This window comes from Cupriavidus neocaledonicus (genome assembly GCF_000372525.1).
Taxonomy (GTDB): Bacteria; Pseudomonadota; Gammaproteobacteria; order Burkholderiales; family Burkholderiaceae; genus Cupriavidus; species Cupriavidus neocaledonicus.
Window position 1 is genome coordinate 32,361 of sequence record NZ_AQUR01000076.1, and the last position, 21,456, is coordinate 53,816.

A 21,456-nucleotide genomic window follows, 5' to 3' on the forward strand; every position below is an offset into this window, starting at 1 on the left:
CTGAGGCACAGCAATGCGCACGCGAAGCCGCGGCCGCGCTTAACCCGCGCATCAATGCCATCATCGAAATGATGCAGGGCCGCTCCGCCGGCTCGGCGCCGGGAAACTGCGTGGCCACCGCGATCCGCAGCTGCCGCGGCGGCGACTGGCAGGGACCGGAGCCCGGCGACCCCTTCCTGATGGCGGCGCCCCCGCAGCCCTATGCGCAGGCCATCCGAGCCACCACCATCGTTGGCATGTGCGATCGGCACGATGCCGGCCGCCACTGCAGCGGCTGCGCCGCCACTGGAGCCCCCCGCGCTATGCGCCGGGTTCCATGGGTTGCGGGTGGCGCCGCCAAACGCGCTCTCGGTGGTGGCACTGAAGCCGAACTCAGGCGTGTGGGTGCGTCCCATCGTGGCGAAGCCGGCGCGGCGAAAACGCCTCATCAGCGCACTGTCGGCTGGCGCAACGATCCGTGTCCCGGCTGCCGCCTGCGGCCTGGTCGGCCTCAAGCCCAGCCGCGGCCGCGTCAGCGCCGGTCCTGACTACGGCCAGCCACTGATGGGCCTGGGCATCGAAGGCGTGGTGTGCCGCAGCGTGCGCGATGCCGCTGCCGCGCTCGATGCGATGCGATGCCGGCAGCCAGATGGCTACCGATCTCGCTGCGCACGCCCTCGGCGTGCAGCACCACGTCCTTGATCAGGAAGGGAACGCCGGCGAAGGCACCCTGCGCGTCATGCGCCAGCGGCGCGTCAAACTGATGCGGTCGAGGCCTCTGCACGCACGCTGGCCGGACTTGGGCATGCAGTGGAATGGGCCACCCCGTCGTACGCACACGAGGCCTTCCTCTCGGCCACGCGCACGCTATGGTCGACCTTCCTGGCCGCCGGCCTGGTTGGGCTGGCGCAGATGCGGCAGATGTCGCTGGACAAGGCCCTGGCCGAAGTGCAGGCTTGCACCCGCGCCACGGTAGAGCACGGACTGCGGCTTAGCGCGCTCGATGTGGAACTGGCAATGGCGCAAATGAACGCCGTGTCGCGCTCCGTCGCACCCTTCTTCGCGCGCTACGACATCCTGATCACGCCCACCTTGCGTACACCCACCGCGCCGCTGGGCTACTTTAACCAAGACGATCCGTCACTCGACGCGCAGAGTTACTTCGACCACTTGTTCGCATACGTCCCCTACCCAGCGCTCTTCAACTTCACCGGCCAGCCCGCAATCTCCCTGCCGTTGGCGATGGCGGGCGATCTGCCGCTCGGCGTGCATTGCGCCGCGCCGATGGGTGACGAAGCCACCTTGCTGCAGTTGGCCGCACAGCTCGAGCAGGCGATGCCGTGGGCCGCGCGGCGCCCCGGGCTGCACGCAGCGGCGATGCTGTAGCAGCGGCTGCGCCACGCGCACGGGGATCATGACCGCTTCGCGTGACTGTCCCCGCGTGCCAATCCCGCCTGCTCGATCAATCGGCCCGGTAGCTCCACCGCAGGGCCGATCCCTCGCTGTTGGCCAAACATGAAGTCCTCCGCCGGCACGCTTCGTACCACGTACCGATCGCCTACCCAAACGCGAATCTTTGGGTCGATAAGCTGCTAAGGGAACCAGGGCACTACCCTTCATTTCCCGACGGTTGGAAATTATCGGGCGATGCACGCCAGCACAAATGCACGTCGGAATATCAAGCTCTTAGGCAGATAATAAGCACTGCTTTTTTTAAAAAAAAGCAGCGAGAGGCGACAAGGATGAAAAGTACGGTGATTCCGTCCATGGCCGCACTGGCTGTCATGGCCCAGTTCTCCGCGGCTTGCTGGGCGCAGTCGAGCGTGACCCTTTACGGCGTGGTGGATCTCAACATTGAGTATGTCAACCATGTCGGGAAAATACCAACGGCTGCAAACCATTTCAATCCAGGGCCGTCCAACAGCGCTTATCGCATTAACTCGGGCGGTGTTGCGGGTTCCCGCTGGGGGATACGTGGTGAAGAGGAAATCCGCAATGGCCTGAAAGTCATCTTTGCGCTTGAAAGCGGCTTCAACCTTGATAACAGCACCATGGCGATGCCAGGGCGAATGTTTGATCGCCAGGCGTTCTTGGGGGTACAGAGCGCGAATTACGGCCGCCTCACCTTTGGACGGCAATATACGTCGCTCATGCTAGCCCTGGCGAACTTTACGCCAATGGCGTTCGCGCCCCAGTACGATCCGGTTCTGGCGATGGTTGGTCCTAACCTTCGCGAGGACAATACTGTCGCGTACAGTGGCACGTTCGGTCCATTGACAGCCATGGCTCACTGGTCATTCGGTACCGGGGTAGCCGTTCCCCCGGCAGACCTCAACGGCATAGCGGTAGGTGGTGATGGTGAAGTCGCCGGGCAGTTTCGTCGCGACACGGGTTACGGCGCGGGATTTAACTACTTCGCCGGAAAGCTAGGCTTATCCGTTGCGTATGACCAGTTCAATCCCTCCACCGGCACCACTGGTGGCACGGTCGGAACTGGCGCCTTCAAGAGGGCAGCGGTTGCAGCAAGTTATGCGATCGGTCCGGTCACTGTGATGGGAAGCTACCGGTGGGGCGAAAACAAGAGCGCCGACGGTCACGTGTTGCAGCGGGATGATCTGTACTCCCTCGGTGCGGTTTGCCACGTTGCTCCTGCCTGGGACCTGGCAGTTGCCTACAACTATCAGGATCTCAAGAACTTCCTGGGGGATACCAGCCGCCCCAATCCCTGGCAGCTTGCGCTGCGCGCGGACTACGCACTTTCGAAACGCACCTCTCTTTACCTGACAACCGCTTACGCAAGGAATGCCGGTTTGATGATGGAATCTGGTCCGGCTGCCTCTTTCATAAGCTCTCTCTATCTTGGCAGCAGTTATGCACTCGGTAATGGCCAGAAGACGATGGCGGGTGTCGGTTTAGGGCTGCGCCACACGTTCTGAGCATCACAGCGCCTTTCATCCCCGGTGCAGCTACCCGGCGCCTGTCACGGACTTCCGCGTGAGCCGGTAAAACTCCACCGACTGCCCCACATTGACCGCCCGCCGCAGCCAGTCCGGTATGTCGCCCTGCCCCTCCCCGTCATCGGCTAAACGAAGCCACACGTCTCCTATCCGTAAGCCTCATCAGGTTGTCTTTCTCCCTCAGATCGGCGTCGAACCCAAATCCCCCGTGCCTCCACGAACAGAACGAAGGCACCTTATACATCATTGCCGAGTAGACGATTGAGGTCCGCGATCTATCGAGGATTACAGATCCTGTCGTAGTCACGAATGCCGATATGGACCTGAATCGCCCAGCCCGTTCCAGCACCATTGGAAGGGGCGCCATGTGCTGCATGCGCGAACGCTACTGCGGGGAACAGGGGGACGGCTGCGATCCTGGGTCGCCCTAGGTCCAGCCATTTGCGAGTGTGCGCGATGAATTCGTGGCTGCTTGGAGGCCATCGGCGAAGGCCGCCTGACTTTAGCAAGTGGGTGTCCAGGCGCCGCGAGCGCCGCACGATTGCCAAAATCGGATACCCATGGCGGCGGCCGCGAGGCCCGATCAGGCCGCACGGGCGCCAACAATGCCTACCCTGGCCCCGCTCGCCACCGCCGGCCCGTCGCACGTACGCCCCGACTCAGTAGATTTCCCGGTACGCCGGTTGCCGATTCCGGCTAACGCTCCGGCCCCGACGCTTCATAGACTGCCTCCATCCCGCTTCCCACAGGAGACAGTCGTGACGCACCCAAGCAGGAACGCACGCCGCACCAACCCGGCGCGGCAGCTTCCACGTTCGGCCACCCCGGCGCTACGCGCAGGGTGCCTTGTCATATCGCTCGCAGCGGTCGCGCTTGGCGCGGGCAGCGCCGCGGCCGAACTGCCGCCCGAGACGTTGACCATGGCCAGGCTGGCGCCGGCCGATGAAAACCGCCTCTACATCTCCGACGTCGCGTTCCGCCACATGGTGGACGGCCGCCTGCACGTGGTCGACGGCAAGCAGATGAAGTACCTCGGGCTGGTGCCGACCGGCTTCGGCGGACAGTCGCTGCTGTCGCCGGACAAGCGCACCATCTATGTGGTGTCTACCTTCTACCCGCGCCTGTCGCGCGGCGAACGGACCGACGTGGTCAGCCTGTACGACGCCGACACGCTGGCCTACCGCAGCGAGATCGTGATCCCGCCGCGCCACGCGCAGTCGCTCAACTACCGGGGCATTATCGCCACGTCCGCGGATGGCCGTTTCCTGTATGTGCAGAATGCCACGCCGGCGACCTCGGTCAGCATCGTCGACCTGAAAGAGAACAAGCTTGCGTCCGAGGTCCAGACACCGGGTTGCTGGGGCATCTTTGCCAGCGCCGCGTCGAGCCAGCGCTTTCACTCGCTGTGCAGCGACGGCGCCATGCTGACCGTCACGCATGATGCCAGCGGCCAGCCTGCCGGCCAGAAGCGCAGCGCGCGCATGTTCGATCCGCAGGAAGACCCGGTCTTCCTGCATGCGGAGCGCATCGGCAACACGCTGTACTTCGTGTCCTTCAACGGCAATGTCTATACCGCCGACCTGTCGGGCGAAGCGCCGTCCTTCGGCAAGCCCTGGCCCATGGTCGATGCCGCCGACGCCCGCGGAGGCTGGAAGCCCGGCGGCTATCAGCTGTTCGCGCTGCACGCCGCCACGCAGCGGCTCTATGTCGGCATGCATCCGAGGAGCCGCGAGGGCTCCCACAAGACGCCCGCGGCGGAGATCTGGACCATCGACCTGGCCCGCCAGAAGCGCGTCGCGCGCGCGCCGGGGCAGAACGCGCTGGCACTGACCGTTACGCAAGGCGCCAGGCCAACGCTGTATGCGCTCGATGCGATGAAGGCCGGCGTGGTCGCGCTGGATCCCGCGGCACGCCTGAAGCCGGTGGCGCGGCTGGACAACGTGACCGAGAACGCCGTGCAGGTGGAGGCCCACCAATGACCGCCGCCATGCTGCTTGCCGATCCGCTCGTCACCGCGGCCTGCAGTGCCGCCGCGGCGCTGGTGCTGCTGATGTCGGTGCTGTCCAAGCTGCGCGACTTCGAGCGTTTCCACGCGGCCTTCGACGCCTACCGGCTGGTGCCCGCCGCGTGGAGCCGTGCCGCGGCCATGGCTTTCGTTGCCGCCGAGGCGGGCGCGGCGGCGTTGCTGGTGGCACGGCCGCTGCACGCGAGTTCGGCGCTCGCCGGCCTTGCCGTCGTCGGCCTGGCCACCGCTGCCATCGGCATCAACCTGGCGCGCGGCCGCCGCGATATCCGCTGCGGCTGCGATGCCGAGGACGTGCCGCTGTCGGGCGGCCTGGCATGGCGCAATGCCGCCTTGCTCGCGGTACTGGGCGCAGCGGCCGCATCCGCCGCTGCCGCTCCGGTGCGCGCGCTGGCACCGCTTGACTTTGCCGCCGCCGGCTTCTGCGCCCTGGCGTTGCTGCTGATGTGGCTGGGCAGCACGCAATTGCTGGCCAACGCGGCCCGGGCCCGCGGCTGAACCCACCATCCCCTGATTTCCTTCTGACCGAGACCGAAATGACTGCTCTTGTGATTGCCAATGTCGTGCTGTGGATCGCCGTGCTGGCGCTGCTGTTCGGCCTGTATGCGCTGGCCCGCCAGGTCGGCATCCTCTATGAACGCGTGGCCCCGATGGGCGCGCTGGTGATCGACGCCGGCCCGCGCGTGGGCCAGCCGTTGCAGCCGTTCGCACTGCAGGACGTGCGTGGCGGCGCGGTCGCTGTGGGCGGCCCGCAAGCCGACGCCACGCTGATGTTCTTCCTGTCGCCGACCTGCCCGATCTGCAAGAAGCTGATTCCGGTGCTGAAGTCGATCCGCGCCAGCGAACGCAGCTGGCTGCGCATCGTCCTGGCGTCTGACGGCGAGCAGCCGGAGCATCTGGCCTTCCTGAAGCAGGCCGGCCTGGGTGAATTCGAATACGTGCTGTCGAAAGAGCTCGGCATGCACCTGCAGATCGGCAAGCTGCCGTATGGCGTGCTGCTGGACCGGCAAGGCACGCTGCGCGCCAAGGGCCTGGTCAATTCGCGCGAGCAGCTCGAAAGCCTGTTCACCGCCATGGACCTGAACGTGGCGTCGGTCCAGCAGTTCCTCGAAACCCACGCCTGAGCGCAAGGAGAACGTGTGATGTGGTTCGACAACCTCTTCGAGCGCCAGGCGCGCCGGGCCGCGCAGCGTGTCGGCCGCCGCAGCGTGCTGTCCACGCTGGGCAAGGCCATGGTCGGCGGCATGGTGCTGCCGGTGCTTCCCTTCGACCGCAGCGCCCATGCCGCCGCCGCGCACGGCGCCCGCACCGGCAAGCCGGCCGACGAGACCGCGTGCGACTACTGGAAATACTGCGCAGTCGACGGCTTCCTGTGCTCTTGCTGCGGCGGCACCTCGACCACGTGTCCGCCCGGCACCGAACCGTCGAAAGTGTCGTGGGTCGGCACCTGCCGCAACCCCGCTGACGGCAAGGACTACATGGTCAGCTACAACGACTGCTGCGGCAAAACCACCTGCGGCCGCTGCGAATGCAATACCAACGAGCGCGAGCGCCCGGGCTACAAGCTCGGCGTTCACAACGACGTCAACTGGTGCATGAGCAACACCAGCACGATGTTCCACTGCACCACCTCGATCATTCTGGGAGTTCAGGAATGAAGCCGTCGCTGCTGATCGCCGCCGCGGGTGCGGCACTGCTGGCCAACCTGCCCGCCGCCGCGGCCGACCTTGCCGCGCAAGGCAAGGACCTGTTCGCCGCCAATTGCGCGGCTTGCCACAACGCCGACGCGTCCGGCATTGCCGGGGTCGCGCCGCCGCTGGCCAATGCGCTGCGCGAGCGGTTGCGCGGGCCGGCCGGCCAGGCCTACCTCGCCAACGTGCTGGTGCATGGACTGGCAGGGCCCATCGAATCGCAGGGGCAGTCCTTCAACGGCGTCATGCCGCCCTTTGCCGCGCTCCCGGACACCTCGCTGCTGGCGGTGATGGCGTGGCTCAACGCGCAGAACGGGCAGCCCGGGTCCGTCGGCGGCGCCGAGGCGCTGGCCGCGGCGCGTGCCGAGCGCAAGACCCCCGGTGCCGTGCGCAAGCTGCGCGAGGCACGCTGACATGGCCCGCGCCGCGCCGCGCCGCGTCGCGCGAGTCGCCGCTACCCTGGCCTGCTGCCTGGTTGCCGCAGCGGCGCATGCCGAGGGCAGGCTGCAGCGCGGCCAGGCCAGCTACATGCTGCACTGCTCGGGCTGCCACCTGCCGGATGGCTCGGGCAAGCCCGCCGCCGGCATTCCCGACATGCGCCTCACCGTGCCGCAGCTGCTGCGCTCCGCCGCGGGCCGCGCGTACCTGGTGCAGGTGCCCGGCACGTCCGGCTCGGACCTGACCGACGTCCAGATCGCCGAGCTGATGAACTGGATGCTGCCCGCGCTGACCGCGCAGCGCGACGCGGCGCCTTACACGCCGCAGGAAGTGACCCGCTACCGCAACGACCGGCTCGACGATGTCGCCGCGCACCGCGCCGCGATCCTGCCAGGCCGCTGAACCCGAAACCGCCATACAAACAACGATCCGACGAGGAGACCCATGAACATCCGCACCGACCTGCTTCTGCCCGCTACCCGCGCCTTCCTGCAACGCCCCAAACGCATGCTGATCGGCGGCCAGTGGGTTGCCGCGGCGGATGGCGCCGTCTTCGTCAGCGAAGACCCCGCCACCGAATCGCCGCTGGCCGAGGTGCCTGCCGGCAAGTCCGCCGACATCGACGCCGCCGTGCAGGCCGCGCGCCATGCCTTCGCACAGGGGCCGTGGGCCGCGATGCGCCCGTCCGATCGCGAACGGCTGCTGTTGCGCCTGGCCGACCTGGTCGAGGCCAATGCCGACGAACTGGCGCAGATCGAAGCGCTCGACAACGGCAAGCCGGCCAGCATGGCGCGCGCCGTCGACGTGGCCACCGCCGCCAGCTTCCTGCGCTACATGGGCGGCTGGGCGACCAAGCTGCACGGCGAGAGCCTGGACGTGTCGGTGCCGCTGGTGCGCGAGCGCGAGTTCGTCACCTTCACCCGCCAGGAGGCGGTGGGCGTGGTCGGCGCCATCATCCCGTGGAACTTCCCGCTGCTGATGGCGGCGTGGAAGCTCGGTCCGGCGCTGGCGTCCGGCTGCACGGTCGTGCTCAAGCCGGCCGAGGAAACGCCACTGTCCGCGCTGCGCCTGGGCGAGCTGATCGTCGAAGCCGGCTATCCCGCCGGCGTGGTCAATATCGTCACGGGCGGCGGCGCGGACTGCGGCGCGGCGCTGGTGGCGCACCCGGACGTCGACAAGGTAACCTTCACCGGCTCGACCGAGGTCGGCAAGCGGGTCGGCACCGCCGCCATGCAGCGGCTGGCGCGCGTCACGCTGGAACTGGGCGGCAAGTCGCCGGTGATCATGCTCGACGACATGTCGCCCGAGGCCGCCGCGGCCGGCGCGGCGCAGGCCATCTTCTTCAACCAGGGGCAAGTCTGCACCGCGGGTTCGCGGCTGTACCTGCCGCGCCGGCATTTCGACGCCACGGTGGAGGCGCTCGCCGGCATCGCCAACGGCTTCCGGCTGGGCGCGGGCATCGAGCCCGATACCACCATGGGGCCGCTGGTCTCGGCACGCCAGCGCCAGCGCGTGGCCGGCTATGTGCAGGCCGGCGTGGAGGACGGCGCGACGCTCGTATGCGGCGGCCCGGCGGACACTTCGCGCGGACACTTCTTCCGTCCGACCGTGCTTGCCGGCGCGCCGGACAGCGCCAGCGTGGTGCAGGAGGAAATCTTCGGGCCGGTCGTGGTGGCCCTGCCCTACGACGAGATCGACGAGGTGGTCGGCCGCGCCAACGGCACACCGTTCGGGCTGGCGGCATCGGTGTGGTCGAACGACCTGTCGCGCGTGCACCGGCTGGTGCCGCGCATCAAGGCCGGCACGGTATGGGTCAACTGCCATAACCTGCTCGACAACGCCATGCCGTTCGGCGGCTTCAAGCAATCGGGGATCGGACGGGAGATGGGCCGCGCCGTGTTCGAACACTACACCGAGACCAAGTCGGTGATGATCGCGGTCTGAGCCGCGGATCGGCCGCAATGAGTACGACCATGAAGACGACCTCTCCCTCCCCCGACGCCGCTGCTGTCTTGCAGTCGGGCCGCCGCCGATGGCTCGGCCGCTTGGCCGGCACCGCCCTGACCACGGCCGCGGCCGGCGCCGCGCTGGCGCGCCCCGCCGCTGCCGCAAGCCCCGGCGTCGATGCGGCAAGCCTGGTGGCAGGCGGCGCGCCCGACGCGATCGTGATGATGCCGGCCTGGAAACTGTCGCGCGAGATCCATGCGCGCCGCGTCTCGTGCCGCGAGGTCATGGCCGCTTACCTGACGCATATCGACCGCGTCAACCCGGCTTCCAACGCCATCGTCGCGCTGCGCGAGCGCGACGTGCTGCTGCGGGAAGCCGAGGCCGCCGACCAGGCGCTGGCTGCCGGCAAGTCGGCCGGCTGGATGCACGGCATGCCGCAGGCGCCCAAGGATCTGGCGCTGACGCGCGGCATCCGCACCACTTTCGGCTCGCCGATCTTCAAGGACAACGTTCCAGCGTCCGACGCAATCATCGTCGAGCGCGTGCGCAAGGCCGGCGCCATCCTGGTCGGCAAGACCAATACGCCGGAGTTCGGGCTGGGCTCGCAGACCTTCAACCCGGTCTATGGCGCCACCCGCAACCCCTATGACGCCACCCGTTGCGCCGGCGGCAGCAGCGGCGGCGCGGCCGCGGCGCTGGCGCTGCGGATGCTGCCGGTGGCCGACGGCAGCGACTTCGGCGGTTCGCTGCGCAATCCGGCCGGCTATTGCAATGTGTATGGCTTCCGCCCTTCCATGGGCCGGGTACCCTATGGCCCGACCGCCGAGGTCTTCCTGCAGCAACTCGGCTACGAAGGTCCGATGGGTCGCACCGTCGCCGACGTCGCGTTGCTGCTGGCCACGCAGTCGGGACCCGATCCGCGTACCCCGCTGGCGCTCGCGCGCGACGAGGTGCTGGCCGGGCTCACGCCAGACAACGTGATGGCCACGCTGCACGCCAACCTGAAAGGCAAACGCGTGGCGTGGCTCGGCAACTGGGACGGGTACCTGCCGATGGAAGACGGCATCCTGCCGCTGTGCGAAGAGGCGCTGCAGGCGTTTCCGGCCTTCGGCGTATCGGTCGAGGCGATCAGGCCGCCCTTCGCGCCGGAACGCCTGTGGAAGACCTGGCTGGTGCACCGGCATTTCCTGGTCGGCAACGGCATGCTGCCGTTCTATCGCGACCCGGCCAAGCGCGCCCTGCTCAAGCCCGAAGCGGTGTGGGAAATCGAAGGCGCGCTCAGGCTCGATGCCGCCGACATCTATGCCGCCAGCGCCGAGCGCAGCGCCTGGGCACAGGCGCTGCAGCAGGTCTTCGCCAACCATGACTTCATCGCGGTGCCAACCGCGCAGGTATTCCCGTTCGACGTGCGCGAGCCGTGGCCGAAGCAGATTGCCGGCCGGCAGATGGACACCTATCACCGCTGGATGGAAGTGGTTTTCCCGTGGACGCTGTCGGGTTGCCCGGTGATCAGCGTGCCGGTGGGCTTCAGCCACGACGGCTTGCCGATGGGCCTGCAGCTGATCGGCCGTCCGCGCGACGACCTGGGCGTGCTGCGGCTGGCGCGCGCCTACGAGCAGGAACGCGACTGGGTGGGCCGCCACCTGCCGCGCGCGATGATGGCCTAGGCCGTGCCGCGGCGCCGTGCCAGCGTCTGCGACGGCAGTTCGCCGAAGAAGGCGCGGTATTGCGCCGCGAAACGCGGTAGATGATGAAAGCCGAACCGCGCCGCCACGGCGCCGACCGGCTCCGCCGGGCCGGCGCGCAGCGCCAGGCGCACGCCGTTCATGCGCACCGCACGCACGAAGTCCAGCGGCGCCAGGCCGGTGACTTCGTTGAAGCTGTATTGCAGCGTGCGGCGCGACACGCCCAGGCGCTCGCACAGCGCCAGGACGCTCCAGCCGTGGTCCGGCGCGGTACGCACCAGCGCATAGGCATCGGCCACCAGCTGGCGGCGCGCCCCTGCCGTTGGCAGCGGTTCGCGCGAGCGGTCGTCGTCCGCGGTCAGCGCGGTCGCGGCGGCCAGCAGCAAGGCGTCACGCATCGCGCTCTCCACGAAGCGGTTGCTGAACACCTCCGCTTCGATGGCCGCGGTCGCCAGCACCGACAGCAACGCGGCGCGCAGTTCATTGCCGACCGCCGGCCGCAGCTGGCGCACGCCGGCCAGCTGGTCAAGGCGGCGTGGTTCGCCGCTCGCCAGCGCGACGGCGCGGTCCAGCGCCGGCAGCGGCATGGTCAGTCCGGTCAGGTCAAGTTCGCGTGGGGTGCGCATCGCCAGCGCCTGGCCGTTGCCTGCGCACAGGAGCGAATATCCGTGCATGCGATATCCGTGGAACCAGCCATCCTCGCATTGCACATGCGGCAAGGCGAGCGAGACATAGCCTCGCGCCGCTTCCCCCTCTTCCAGCAGCGCCTGCGTAGTCTGTTCGCGAAACACGTGGACATCGCCGTAAGTGACCTGCGAGACCTCGGCCCGGAACACACCGGGCGTCAGCTGCTGGTAGCGCTGCTGCCAGCCGTTCAGTTCGGCGGCGGCTGCCTGCGCCTCATCGGCAATGACATGACGCAGCGTCCGCGGCGCGGGCGCGGCCCCGGACAGGGCAGCAGACATGGCAGCGGGCGGGTCGGTCGGAGGCGGTTGGTTCTGGGGCATGGATGCGCTTGCCATTTGCGCCGCGTTTGGGGCCAGACGTGGGTGTGTTTCGGGATGGCACCCGTTGTGGCGTCCCGCCGGCCGATGGAGGCAGGTCAGTGTAGCGAACGGAGGGAACCTGATGTGAGGGGGAGAACCCTGACCCCTCGTCCCATGATCCGTGCAGCACAAATTGCCGGTGCGGAAAGTAAGAACTGTCGTACGCGTCGTATAGAACGTCGTCGCTAAGGTGTTCTCGTCGCAATCGGGGAAATCGTATGACGCCACGCTTGCGTCGGTAATCAGCTTTGGCGGGATGATAATCCCATGGACGGTGAGACCTTGTCTCTTGCGTGTCGTTCGAACTTACCCATCGGCGTTTATGTGATGCAAGGTTGGGGGGATTGCCCGTATGTGATGCAAGGTTGGGGGGATTGCCCGTCGTCGTCCCTCCGCGCCTGGATCCATCGGATCGCGTTCGCCCGCTCAGTCTTTGCTGTCATCGCTGCCGTTACTGCTGTCGTTGCCTTCGTCCTGATTGCTGGGTAGCGCCGCCCCCGGCTCGTCGCCCTGTTTTTCGCCCAGCTCATCCTGCTGAGCTTCCCCCTGACCCGTCGCCCTGCTCTTCCGGCGCGGTCGCCGCCGAACTGCCGCCCTTGCGCCGCCTTCCACCACCGCCACCGCCACCGCCACCGCCACCGCCGTCGCGTTCGCGCGGCGCGACGCGCAGGGTGGCCAGCAACTGGCGCGCGAGCGCTGCTTCCGCTTCGCCGCGCTCGGCCCGGCGCAGTGCCGCGGCGAGCTCCGCCTGCACGGCCTCCAGGTCGCCCGCCGCCTTGCGTTGCGCATGCTCGGCTACCGCGAGCCGATCGGCCAGCGCCGCGACCTGCGCTTCGCGCTTGGCGCGGCCCTCCGCGTGCGCCACGGCCGCATCGCGCGCTTCGCTGCGTGCCGCCGCCAGTTCAGCGCGCAGGTCTTCGGCCGTGCGCTCGCTCTTCTGGCGCGCGGTGCGCTCCTGGTCCAGTTCGCGCAAGCTGCGCCGCTCGCTGGCCTCGGCCCGTTCCTGCGCGAGCGTCACCGCCTCGCGCGCCCGCTCCAGCTCCGTCGAGAATTGGGTGCGCAGTTCCGCCAGTTGCCGCCCCGCGGCCTCCAGCTCCGCCCGCCCCGCTTCGAGCCGCGCCTGGGTCGCCGCGTGCGCCTGCCGCTCCGCGGCCAGCGTCGCCTGACCCTCCTCGATGGTTTGGCGCGCGGCGTCCAGTTGCGCGACGAGCGCCGCGGCTTCCTCGCGCGCCAGCGCGGTCTCGGCGTGCGCGGCGTCGCGCTCGGCCTCGGCAGCGGTGGCGGCAGCGCGGGCCTCGGCGCGCAGCGTGCCCAGCTCGCCGGTGGCGGCCTCGTTGGCCGCGTGCCAGATGGTCTGCACCGCCTCCGCCGCGATGTCCTTCAACGCCTCCGGCAGGTCGGGATGGTCGATGGTGACGCGCGTGCGCCCGCGCAGTTCCTGCCAGAACGCCTGCAACACCTCGGCGGGCGTGCCCATGCTGCCCTTGCGCACCAGGCTGTAGAGCTTGTTGGCGGTGGGCGTGACGCCGTAGCGAAAGAACAGCAGACCGCAAACCTCGCGGTAGAGCGCGCGGGTTTCGGGGAAGCGCGCGCGCAGCTCGGCAAGGTCGGCTTGTAGCGCGGCGTCGGTCAGATCCAGGGCGGCATGGGCCATCGGCAGAACAAATGATAATGTGGTTATCAATAATACTACGTAATACGTATTGTTTGTGATTCTGGTGGTGAAACTTTAGACATAACTGCGCTTATGTCTAGTAATGACGACGATCCGTCCCCCGCGCAGCGGCTCGGGATTCGCCCATCCTTGTGCTAGCATTGCAGTCAGTGCAAGCAGGAGACATTTATGGCGACGCTTACCATCCGAAACCTAGATGACGAGTTAAAAGCACGGCTGCGGATCGAAGCCGCCCAGCACGGGCGTTCCATGGAGGAGGAGGTGCGTGAGATTCTTCGGCGCGCACTCAGCAAACCGCCCGCCCATGGCGGCTTGGGCAGCCGTTTGCGCCAGCGCTTTGCCACGCTTTCCGATCCGGGGCTGGAATTACCGCAACGTGTGGAGCGACCTCGGTCACCGGATTTGCCGGCATGATCGTGCTCGATACCAATGTCCTGTCGGAGGTGATGCGGGCCGAGGCAGAGCCAACCGTCATCGATTGGCTCGACCGACAAGATCAGGATGCCCTTGCCATTACCGCTGTGACGGTTGCTGAACTGTTGTATGGTATTGCGCGACTTCCCGACGGGCGCCGCAAAACTATTCTGCGGCAAGCTGCGCTACAAATGCTCGAAGAGGAATTCGCGGATCGGGTGTTGCCGTTCGACGAAGACTCCGCCGTGCACTACGCCGCGCTCGTGTCCCAGCGTGAACGCTCGGGTCGTCCAATAAGCATGGCCGATGCACAGATCGCAGCCATCTGTCGCCACCACACCGCCGTCCTGGCCACGCGCAACGGCAAGGACTTCGAAGGGGTCGGCATTGTTTTGGCGAATCCCTGGCTCGATTGATGTGGGGAGAGCTGGGTCGCCATTGACGAACCGACGAACCGCCCTTGCGTGAAGGACGTTGTCGATGCGAGCACGCCGGGGGGCCTCGTAACCGAGGACGAGCTCCAGCCGCCCTAGGCGCGAAATGGTTTCACGATCACGAAATTATGTTCGCGAGGAATTCTTCGACTTCGTCATTCGCGTGTAGGGTCCAGAAATTCGGCAACGACGGCAAGGCAGCCGAAGGCGGCCCGATTCGACTACTTCCCCGCTTCGCCGCTGCTTGAAATAGATATGGCCGCGTACTTATGGAACTGCTTGCGCTTCCGCCTGCGGACGGCCCGGCCGCCCCGCTCCCGACCCCGCTTGAGCGCTTGCGCCTGTCTCCGGCACTGTCCGGCGCCGCCGGCAGCAACCGCGCTCCGGCCAACGCCACTCGCATCGCCGCTGCCGACGATGTTGCCGCCGTCACAGCCTGGCTCGCCCGCTATGCCGACAGCGCGGCGACCCTGACTGCCTACCGGCGGGAAGTCGAGCGATTGATCCTGTGGACGGTCCTGCAGCTCGGCAAACCACTGTCCTCGCTGACGCACGAAGACCTGCTCACGTACGAGCGCTTCCTCGCGGATCCACAACCGGCCATGCGCTGGGTGCTGACTGGCAACAAGAAGCTCGCGCGCAGCCATCCGGGCTGGCGCCCGTTTGCCGGGCCGCTGGCCCCAGGCAGCGTGCGCCAGGCCATGGTGATCCTGAACGCGCTGTTCGCCTGGCTGACCGAGGCGGGCTACCTGGCCGGCAACCCGCTCGCCCTCGCCCGTCGCCGGCGCGCACCAGCCAGGCCGCGGATCACGCGCTACCTCAGTCACGAACTGTGGGCGACCGTCAAGGAAACCGTCGAAGCGATGCCAACCGAAAGCGCGCGAGAACGCTTGCATGCGGCGCGCTGCCGCTGGGTGCTGAGCGTGCTCTATCTGGGCGGCTTGCGGGCGTCGGAGCTGACATCGACCACGATGGGCTCGTTCTTCTGCCGGCGCGATGCCCAGAGCACTGAGCGCTGGTGGCTGGAGGTGACCGGCAAAGGCAGCAAGATCCGGCTGGTGCCGGCGACCGACGAGCTCATTGCAGAACTGGCGCGCTACCGTCGCGCCCACGCACTGCCGCCGACTCCGCAGTTCGGTGAGACGCGTCCCCTGGTGCTGCCGGTGATCGGAAAAGCTGGCAGCGAGAAGCCGCTGTCACGCGGCGCGCTGCACCTAATCCTAAAAGAGGTGTTCGGCATGGCCGCGGCGCGCCTGCGGGCGCGCGGACCCGAGTGGGAGGGGCAGGCAGCCGTGCTGGCCAGCGCTTCGGCGCACTGGCTGCGCCACACCGCCGGCTCGCACATGACCGACCAGCAGGTAGACCTGCGCTTTGTGCGCGACAACTTTGGGCATAGCTCGTTGTCGACGACCAGCGGCTACCTGCATAGCGAAGACGATGCGCGACATGAGGCCACGCAGGAGCGGCACAGGATCGACTGGAAAAAATAGAGGTGAAATTCACGGCAAGACAACGCGGATCAATAGCAACGCAACAGTTGCCGCGTTGGGGCGGTCCATCCCAACGTTTGCGCCAATGACGCGTCCTTGTCGATACGTCGTGGTTGATGCTTAGCCATGGCGGGGCCAATGGGGCGTCGCTCACGTCATCAACCAGCTACAAAGCGGCCAGCGTGTGATCAATCTGCACAATGTCCATCGGACACAGTGCGCCACAAGATGGCCTGGAGGATCTCAGGCGATCGAGGTTGCGAGAGAATGGCGCCGCGGTCGGGACCGCGGCGTAGCCGCACGCGCTGCGTTTCTCGCCTTACATTTTTTCGCTTGGGCCGAGAACGGGTGTCGCCTGGCTACGCCGGCGGAACTTCGGCGCCTCCCAGGAGCGACGTCCCAACCAGCACCAGTCAGCCCCCGGCACCAAACCGCACCACCGCCTGACCAAACGCCTGCGGCAACTCCCAGTTCGATAGATGCGCAGCATCGAGCGAAAGGTATTCCGCCTGCGGCACCGCCCGGGCGACTTCCCGCGCCTGCGCAGGCGTGGTAGCAGCATCCTGCTCACCAGCAATAACCAGTACCTTGGCCTCGACCCCGGAAAGCAGGCCCCGCAGGTCCGCATCCCGCACCGCTGCGCAGTTGGCCGTGTAGCCAGCCGGATCGCAAGCCAGCAGCATGTCTCGCACCGGCTCCATCCCCTGTGCGTGCGAGGCGCGATAGGACGGCGAGAACCAGCGTTCCAGCACGCCAGGCACGATGGCCGCCATGCCATCACGGCGCACGGTGGCGATGCGGTTGTCCCATACCGATGCGGGACCGATCAGCGCGGCCGTATTGGCCAGCACGAAACGGCCGAAGCGATCGGCATGATGCCGCGCCAGCCATAGGCCAGTCATGCCGCCCATCGACAGGCCACAGAAATGCGCCCGCGCGACGCCGGCATGGTCCATCACGGCTAGCACGTCGCGGCCGAGCTCAGCCATGCCGAACGGTTTCATGGGCACCGACGAACGGCCGTGGCCGCGCGTGTCATAGCGCAGCACGCGGAAATGCCTGAGCAACGCCGGCATCTGCGGCGCCCACATCTGCAGCGTGGTCCCCAGTGAGTTGGACATGACCAGCACCGGCGCACCGACGTCGCCTTCGATCGTGTAGTGGATAGACACACCGGCGCTGGTCGCCGTGCCAGTGCAGGCATGGTGAGCGAAGTTGGTCATGTGAGGCTGCCCGCCAGCGCGGGAATGGTTGGATTCAGTCAGCGTGGATTCCACGCTGACGAATCAGCGCCCCCCACTTCTCGGTTTCCTTTGCCAGGTGGTCGCGCAGCACGGCGGGCGTGCTGCCGATCGGTTCGGCACCGATCAGCGCTAGACGTTTCTGCACGGCCGGCTTGCGCAGGGCATCCAGCATCGCGCGGTTCAGCGTGTCAATGACGGGCTGCGGCGTCCTGGCGGGCACGAAGGCCGCGAACCACGGCGACAGCTCGTAGCCTGGCAGTCCCGCTTCGGCGACGGTCGGCACATTGGGCAGGGCACTGGAGCGCCTGGCGGTCGTGACGGCGATCGGTGTCAGCTTGCCCGCGTCGATCTGCGGCTTGGCCGAGGTGATGCTGTCGAACATGTAGTCCACTTGCCCGCCGAGCAGGTCGGTCATGGCCGGGCCACTGCCCTTGTACGGAATATGCAGCATGTCTACGCCCGCCATGGACGTGAACAATTCCGCCGCCAGGTGAATTGACGTGCCATTGCCGGCCGAGGCATAGGTAAACTTGCCCGGCGACGCCTTGGCGTGGGCGATCACGTCCTTGACCGTGGTCTCGCTCCGGCGCGTCTTGTTGGCAACCAGCACGTTGGGCACGACCGCCAGCAGCGATACCGGTGCGAAGTCCTTGATCGGGTCGTACGAAAGCTTGCCGTACAGCGCCGGGTTCACGGCCATGCCATTGGCGACGATGATCATCGTATAGCCGTCGGCCGGCGAACGTGCCACGAGTTCGGCCCCGATATTGCCGCCGGCGCCGGGCCGGTTCTCGACCACGATCGACTGGCCGAGCGTGCGCGACATGTCCTCGCCCAGCGTGCGAGCGATGTTGTCCATCGCACCGCCCGATGGGAACGGCACAATCCAGCGGATAGGATGATCGGGATACGCCGCATGCGCGGCGGGTGCGGCAAACGAAAGGCTTGCCGCCAGGGCAAGCGCGCCCGCGCGGCCGGTACCGGCCAGCCACTGGAACAACGTCTTCATGGTTTTGTCTCCACTTGCCCGCACGATGCGGGTTGTACTTGCCGTGCGCCGCGCTTTAGCGGATCGACGACGGATGCCTGGCCAGCGGCGTCACCTCGATCCTCATATACGGGAACAGCGGCAAGCCCGACAGCAGCGCGTGCAGCTCGTCGTGCGAGGCCACATCGAAGATGCTGTAGTTGGCGTACTCGCCGACCACGCGGTAAAGCTGCTGCCATTTGCCTTCGTGCTGGAGTTGCTGGGCATAGGCCTTTTCGCGCGCCTTGATGTCATCGGCCTGCGCGGCGGGCAGGTCATGCGGCAGGTTCACATCCATCCGGACCAGGTAAAGCATGGCATTCCTCCTGGAGAATCAAGTTGTTCAGGCGCGATCGCGCCGGTAGTGCGCGAGCTTGTCTTCGTCGAGCGCAAGACCCAGGCCCGGCCCTTCGGGAAGATGCAGGCTGAAGTCGCGATACTCGGGCCGCTGCGCGACCACGTCATCCTTGAGCAGCAGCGGGCCGAACAGCTCCGTGCCCCATGCAAGCTGCTGCAGCGTGCAGAAGCCATGCGCGGCGGCAATGGTGCCAACGCTGCCCTCCAGCATCGTGCCGCCGTACAGCGCGATGCCCGCGGCGTCACCCACGGCGGCCGTGCGCAGCATGCCGAAGATGCCGCCTGACTTGGCAATCTTCAGCGCGAGCACATCGGCGCCGCCGATCCGTGCGAGCTCCATTGCGTCCTCAGGGCCGCACACGGCCTCGTCCGCCATGACCGGCACCACGAAGCGTGCCGCCAGGCGCGCGAGCGCCGTGCGCTGTTCGCGCGGCGTGGGCTGCTCGATCAGGTCGATACCCGCGGCTTCGAGCATCGCGATGCCGCCTGCGGCATCGGCCTCGTTCCAGGCCTGATTGATGTCCACCGTGACCCGCGCCCTGTCACCGAGCGCGCGCTTGATTGCCGACACGTGCGCCACGTCGTCGCGCACGCTGCGCCGGCCGATCTTGAGCTTGAACGTGTTGTGGCGGCGTTCGGCAAGCAGCCGCTCGGCTTCATCGATGTCCTTCACGGTGTCGCCACTGGCCAGTGTCCACAGCACAGGCAGGGTGGTACGCACCGCACCGCCGAGCAGCGTGGCCAGCGGCACGCCGAGGCGCTTGCCCTGCGCATCGAGCAGCGCGGTTTCCAGCGCCGACTTGGCGAAGCGGTTGCCGCGCGCAACCTTGTTCAGGCGCGCCATCGCGGCGTGGATATTGGTAGCGTCTTCCCCGGCCAGCGCGGGCGCGAGGTAAGTGTCGATGGTCAGCTTGATGCCCTCAGGGCTTTCATCGCCATACGACAGGCCGCCGATTGTCGTGGCTTCGCCGATGCCTTCGATGCCGTCGCTGCAGCGCAGCCTCACGATCACCAGCGTCTGCTGTTGCATGGTGGCCATGGCCAGTTGGTGAGCCCGAATGGTGGGCAGGTCGACCAGGAGGGCTTCGACCGAGGTGATCGTGGCTGTCATACCTTTGTGCTTGCAATAGGAATCGTTGTGGAAGTATGAAGCTTGACTTGATTGGCGTCCAAGACCGATGATGTCTCGATTGATACCCTACAGGTATGCCAATGGAACTCCGACACCTGCGCTATTTCCACGTTGTGGCCCAGGAACTCAATGTCACGCGGGCCGCCGAACGCCTGCACATGGCGCAGCCGCCGCTTTCGCGCCAGATCCGGCAGCTTGAGGACGAGGTAGGGGTGGCGCTGTTCGATCGCGTCGGACGGGGGCTGCGCCTGACCGAGGCGGGCCGCTTCCTGCTCGAACAGACCACGCAGTTGACCCAGCGCCTCGAGGAAACGATCGAAAGCACGCGACGTATCGGCCGGCAGGACAAGCGCTGGTTCGGCATCGGCTTTGTGCCGTCAGTGCTGTACGGGGTGCTGCCGGAGTTGATCCGCGAACTGCGGGGATCGGCGCAGCAGGTGGAAGTCGGACTGGCGGAGATGATCACCGTCGAGCAGGTCGAAGCGCTCAAGTCCGGCCGCATCGACCTGGGTTTCGGTCGTATCGCGATCAAGGACCCGGCGATCCGCCAGGAGGTGGTGATGACCGAGCCGCTGGTGGCTGCGGTGGCAGCCAGCCAGCCGGCGCCGGACCGGGTCACCCTGACACCGCAGAACCTGGCCACGCGCCCGTTCATCCTGTACCCGGCGCGGCCACGGCCGAGCTATGCGGATCATCTGCTATCCCTGTTCCACGCACAGGGGCTGCAGTTGCGCGTGGCGCAGGAGGCCAACGAACTGCAGACCGCACTGGGGCTGGTCGCCGCCGGAATCGGCATCACGCTGGTGCCGGCCTCAATCCAGCGCCTGCATCGCGACGATGTCAGCTACTGCCCGATCGACGCTCCGGGGTTCGTCTCCCCGGTCATCATGAGCTATCGCGTCGGCGACAGCTCGCCCTTCCTGGCCCAGGCGGTCGCCTGGGTGATGCGGCAAAACCAGTAAAGTCCGGCGGCAGGCGCAGATGCATAACGGGGGATCCTGCCGAAGGACAATGGGTTCACTTCCGGCCATGGATCTTTGACGACAGCTCTTCGGCGCTTCGATTCAGCCCACTCAACCATGCGTTTCGCTGTCTAGATGGCGCGTGGAAGCTCTCACGTTAACGGACGGAGACGTGTTCATCGTTCCGCTCCCGCAAAACTGCGGCGGCCAATCTTCCTTCAACGTCGGTACTAATGAAAGTGTAGGCCGCTAGGCCCGGCATCCCGATGGGAATGATTACTGAGCATTCTGGCTCTTGTATGGATGTCCGCCCTTACCGTGGGACATTCATCACCAGCCTTTCACCGATGGCTGCGTAATCGCCGCGGTATCCGGCGCGCAATACCGGCCGAGCGAGAAACGTATCGAAGAGCCCATTCCTCAAGAATTCCTTGCGGATGATCACGCCGACCACCTGTCCCAATACCAACCAGTTCCGGATTCTGCTTCCGTTCAGCGCTCGCAATTGCACGGCTTGCAGCACACGACACTCGAGCGCTGCAGGGGATTCACCAACGTGCGGAGCGCTGACGGCATGGCCTGGCACCGCCGTCAGTCCCGCAAGTTCAAATTCATCCACGCCATGCGGCGCGGGAGTGGAAGTGACGTTCATTCGGCCGGCCAAGTCCTGGCTCGCCAGGTTCCAGACAAACTCACCGGTCTCGCGAACATTGCGCAATGTGTCCTTCTCTCCCTCACTCGAGAAGCCAATGACGTAAGGGTCTGAAGCAAAGGCACCAAAGAAACTGTATGGCGCCAGATTCGCTCGTCCGTTGACATCGCGAGTGGAGATCCATCCAATGACTCTTGGCGCGACGATCGCCTTGAAGGGATCATGCGGGAGGCCGTGGCCCTCGTGCGGCCGATAAAAGTACTCGCCTTCTGAACGGTTCATGTATTGCATGGGTGAGTGCCT

General features: G+C 66.7%; 20 protein-coding genes and 2 pseudogenes. 14 read left to right on the forward strand and 8 right to left on the reverse strand.

What is annotated here, in order from left to right; translation table 11 throughout:
* Positions 1-215: 215 nt before the first annotated feature.
* Positions 216-455: pseudogene (locus A3AG_RS33705) on the reverse strand (amidase family protein); the annotation flags it as partial.
* Here A3AG_RS33705 and A3AG_RS34510 point away from each other — a divergent pair.
* The 10 genes and pseudogenes from A3AG_RS34510 to A3AG_RS0105240 all read left to right on the forward strand — a co-directional run bounded on the left by A3AG_RS34510 (position 397) and on the right by A3AG_RS0105240 (position 10,702).
* Positions 397-1,365, forward strand: a pseudogene (locus A3AG_RS34510) (amidase family protein). The pseudogenes A3AG_RS33705 and A3AG_RS34510 overlap by 59 nt on opposite strands.
* A gap of 356 nt (positions 1,366-1,721) precedes the next feature.
* Positions 1,722-2,915, forward strand: coding sequence for a porin (locus tag A3AG_RS0105195; protein WP_018004402.1), 1,194 nt, complete (start codon positions 1,722-1,724; stop codon positions 2,913-2,915).
* A 779-nt stretch (positions 2,916-3,694) separates the two neighbouring features.
* On the forward strand, positions 3,695-4,915 hold the full coding sequence (locus A3AG_RS0105205) for an amine dehydrogenase large subunit (protein ID WP_240619794.1): 1,221 nt from the start codon (positions 3,695-3,697) through the stop codon (positions 4,913-4,915).
* A complete protein-coding gene (locus tag A3AG_RS0105210; protein ID WP_018004405.1) occupies positions 4,912-5,457 on the forward strand; it encodes a MauE/DoxX family redox-associated membrane protein in 546 nt (181 codons plus the stop codon). Before A3AG_RS0105205 ends, A3AG_RS0105210 begins: the two co-directional genes overlap by 4 nt.
* A 38-nt stretch (positions 5,458-5,495) precedes the next feature.
* Entirely contained in the window at positions 5,496-6,083 is a 588-nt protein-coding gene (gene mauD / locus A3AG_RS0105215) for a methylamine dehydrogenase accessory protein MauD (protein ID WP_026163963.1), read from the forward strand.
* 18 nt (positions 6,084-6,101) lie between these two features.
* Positions 6,102-6,617, forward strand: a complete 516-nt coding sequence (locus tag A3AG_RS0105220) for a methylamine dehydrogenase light chain (RefSeq protein WP_018004407.1) — start codon at positions 6,102-6,104, stop codon at positions 6,615-6,617.
* On the forward strand, positions 6,614-7,063 hold the full coding sequence (locus A3AG_RS0105225) for a c-type cytochrome (protein ID WP_018004408.1): 450 nt from the start codon (positions 6,614-6,616) through the stop codon (positions 7,061-7,063). Before A3AG_RS0105220 ends, A3AG_RS0105225 begins: the two co-directional genes overlap by 4 nt.
* Position 7,064: 1 nt before the next feature.
* Positions 7,065-7,490: a c-type cytochrome gene (locus A3AG_RS0105230; protein WP_018004409.1), complete on the forward strand. Its 426-nt coding sequence runs from the start codon at positions 7,065-7,067 to the stop codon at positions 7,488-7,490.
* A gap of 42 nt (positions 7,491-7,532) precedes the next feature.
* A complete protein-coding gene (locus A3AG_RS0105235; RefSeq protein WP_018004410.1) occupies positions 7,533-9,032 on the forward strand; it encodes an aldehyde dehydrogenase family protein in 1,500 nt (499 codons plus the stop codon).
* Between the two features lie 29 nt (positions 9,033-9,061).
* Positions 9,062-10,702 (forward strand): amidase, encoded by a 1,641-nt coding sequence (locus A3AG_RS0105240; RefSeq protein ID WP_276307882.1) that lies wholly within the window; start codon positions 9,062-9,064, stop codon positions 10,700-10,702.
* On the opposite strand, the gene A3AG_RS0105245 is transcribed toward A3AG_RS0105240, so the two are convergent.
* Both A3AG_RS0105245 and A3AG_RS31400 read right to left on the reverse strand, forming a co-directional pair.
* On the reverse strand, positions 10,699-11,685 hold the full coding sequence (locus A3AG_RS0105245) for a helix-turn-helix domain-containing protein (protein WP_035847931.1): 987 nt from the start codon (positions 11,683-11,685) through the stop codon (positions 10,699-10,701). The genes A3AG_RS0105240 and A3AG_RS0105245 overlap by 4 nt on opposite strands.
* 607 nt (positions 11,686-12,292) lie before the next feature.
* On the reverse strand, positions 12,293-13,420 hold the full coding sequence (locus tag A3AG_RS31400) for a DNA-binding protein (protein ID WP_035847919.1): 1,128 nt from the start codon (positions 13,418-13,420) through the stop codon (positions 12,293-12,295).
* Positions 13,421-13,609: 189 nt separating this feature from the next.
* Here A3AG_RS31400 and A3AG_RS33205 point away from each other — a divergent pair, with 189 nt between their 5' ends.
* The 3 genes from A3AG_RS33205 to A3AG_RS0105260 all read left to right on the forward strand — a co-directional run bounded on the left by A3AG_RS33205 (position 13,610) and on the right by A3AG_RS0105260 (position 15,779).
* Positions 13,610-13,855 carry a FitA-like ribbon-helix-helix domain-containing protein gene (locus A3AG_RS33205; protein ID WP_018004413.1) on the forward strand — a complete coding sequence of 82 codons (246 nt, stop codon included), beginning with the start codon at positions 13,610-13,612 and terminating at the stop codon, positions 13,853-13,855.
* Positions 13,852-14,271: a type II toxin-antitoxin system VapC family toxin gene (locus A3AG_RS0105255; RefSeq protein ID WP_018004414.1), complete on the forward strand. Its 420-nt coding sequence runs from the start codon at positions 13,852-13,854 to the stop codon at positions 14,269-14,271. Before A3AG_RS33205 ends, A3AG_RS0105255 begins: the two co-directional genes overlap by 4 nt.
* 287 nt (positions 14,272-14,558) lie before the next feature.
* On the forward strand, positions 14,559-15,779 hold the full coding sequence (locus tag A3AG_RS0105260) for a tyrosine-type recombinase/integrase (protein ID WP_018004415.1): 1,221 nt from the start codon (positions 14,559-14,561) through the stop codon (positions 15,777-15,779).
* A gap of 413 nt (positions 15,780-16,192) precedes the next feature.
* Here A3AG_RS0105260 and pcaD read toward each other — a convergent pair whose 3' ends face one another.
* From pcaD to A3AG_RS0105280, 4 genes are read right to left on the reverse strand one after another with little or no spacing between them, the layout of a single operon-like run.
* The gene (gene pcaD / locus A3AG_RS0105265; protein WP_018004416.1) at positions 16,193-17,002 is read right to left on the reverse strand and encodes a 3-oxoadipate enol-lactonase; all 810 of its coding nucleotides are present in this window, start codon (positions 17,000-17,002) and stop codon (positions 16,193-16,195) included.
* A 34-nt stretch (positions 17,003-17,036) separates the two neighbouring features.
* Complete coding sequence (locus tag A3AG_RS0105270; protein ID WP_018004417.1) at positions 17,037-18,032, reverse strand: tripartite tricarboxylate transporter substrate binding protein; 996 nt, start codon at positions 18,030-18,032, stop codon at positions 17,037-17,039.
* Positions 18,033-18,087: 55 nt separating this feature from the next.
* Positions 18,088-18,366: a muconolactone Delta-isomerase gene (gene catC, locus A3AG_RS0105275; RefSeq protein WP_018004418.1), complete on the reverse strand. Its 279-nt coding sequence runs from the start codon at positions 18,364-18,366 to the stop codon at positions 18,088-18,090.
* 27 nt (positions 18,367-18,393) lie between these two features.
* On the reverse strand, positions 18,394-19,518 hold the full coding sequence (locus A3AG_RS0105280) for a muconate/chloromuconate family cycloisomerase (RefSeq protein ID WP_018004419.1): 1,125 nt from the start codon (positions 19,516-19,518) through the stop codon (positions 18,394-18,396).
* Between the two features lie 101 nt (positions 19,519-19,619).
* Here A3AG_RS0105280 and A3AG_RS0105285 point away from each other — a divergent pair, with 101 nt between their 5' ends.
* Positions 19,620-20,501, forward strand: a complete 882-nt coding sequence (locus A3AG_RS0105285) for a LysR family transcriptional regulator (protein WP_018004420.1) — start codon at positions 19,620-19,622, stop codon at positions 20,499-20,501.
* 313 nt (positions 20,502-20,814) lie between these two features.
* Here A3AG_RS0105285 and A3AG_RS0105290 read toward each other — a convergent pair whose 3' ends face one another.
* Positions 20,815-21,444 (reverse strand): flavin reductase family protein, encoded by a 630-nt coding sequence (locus A3AG_RS0105290; RefSeq protein ID WP_018004421.1) that lies wholly within the window; start codon positions 21,442-21,444, stop codon positions 20,815-20,817.
* Positions 21,445-21,456: the final 12 nt, after the last annotated feature.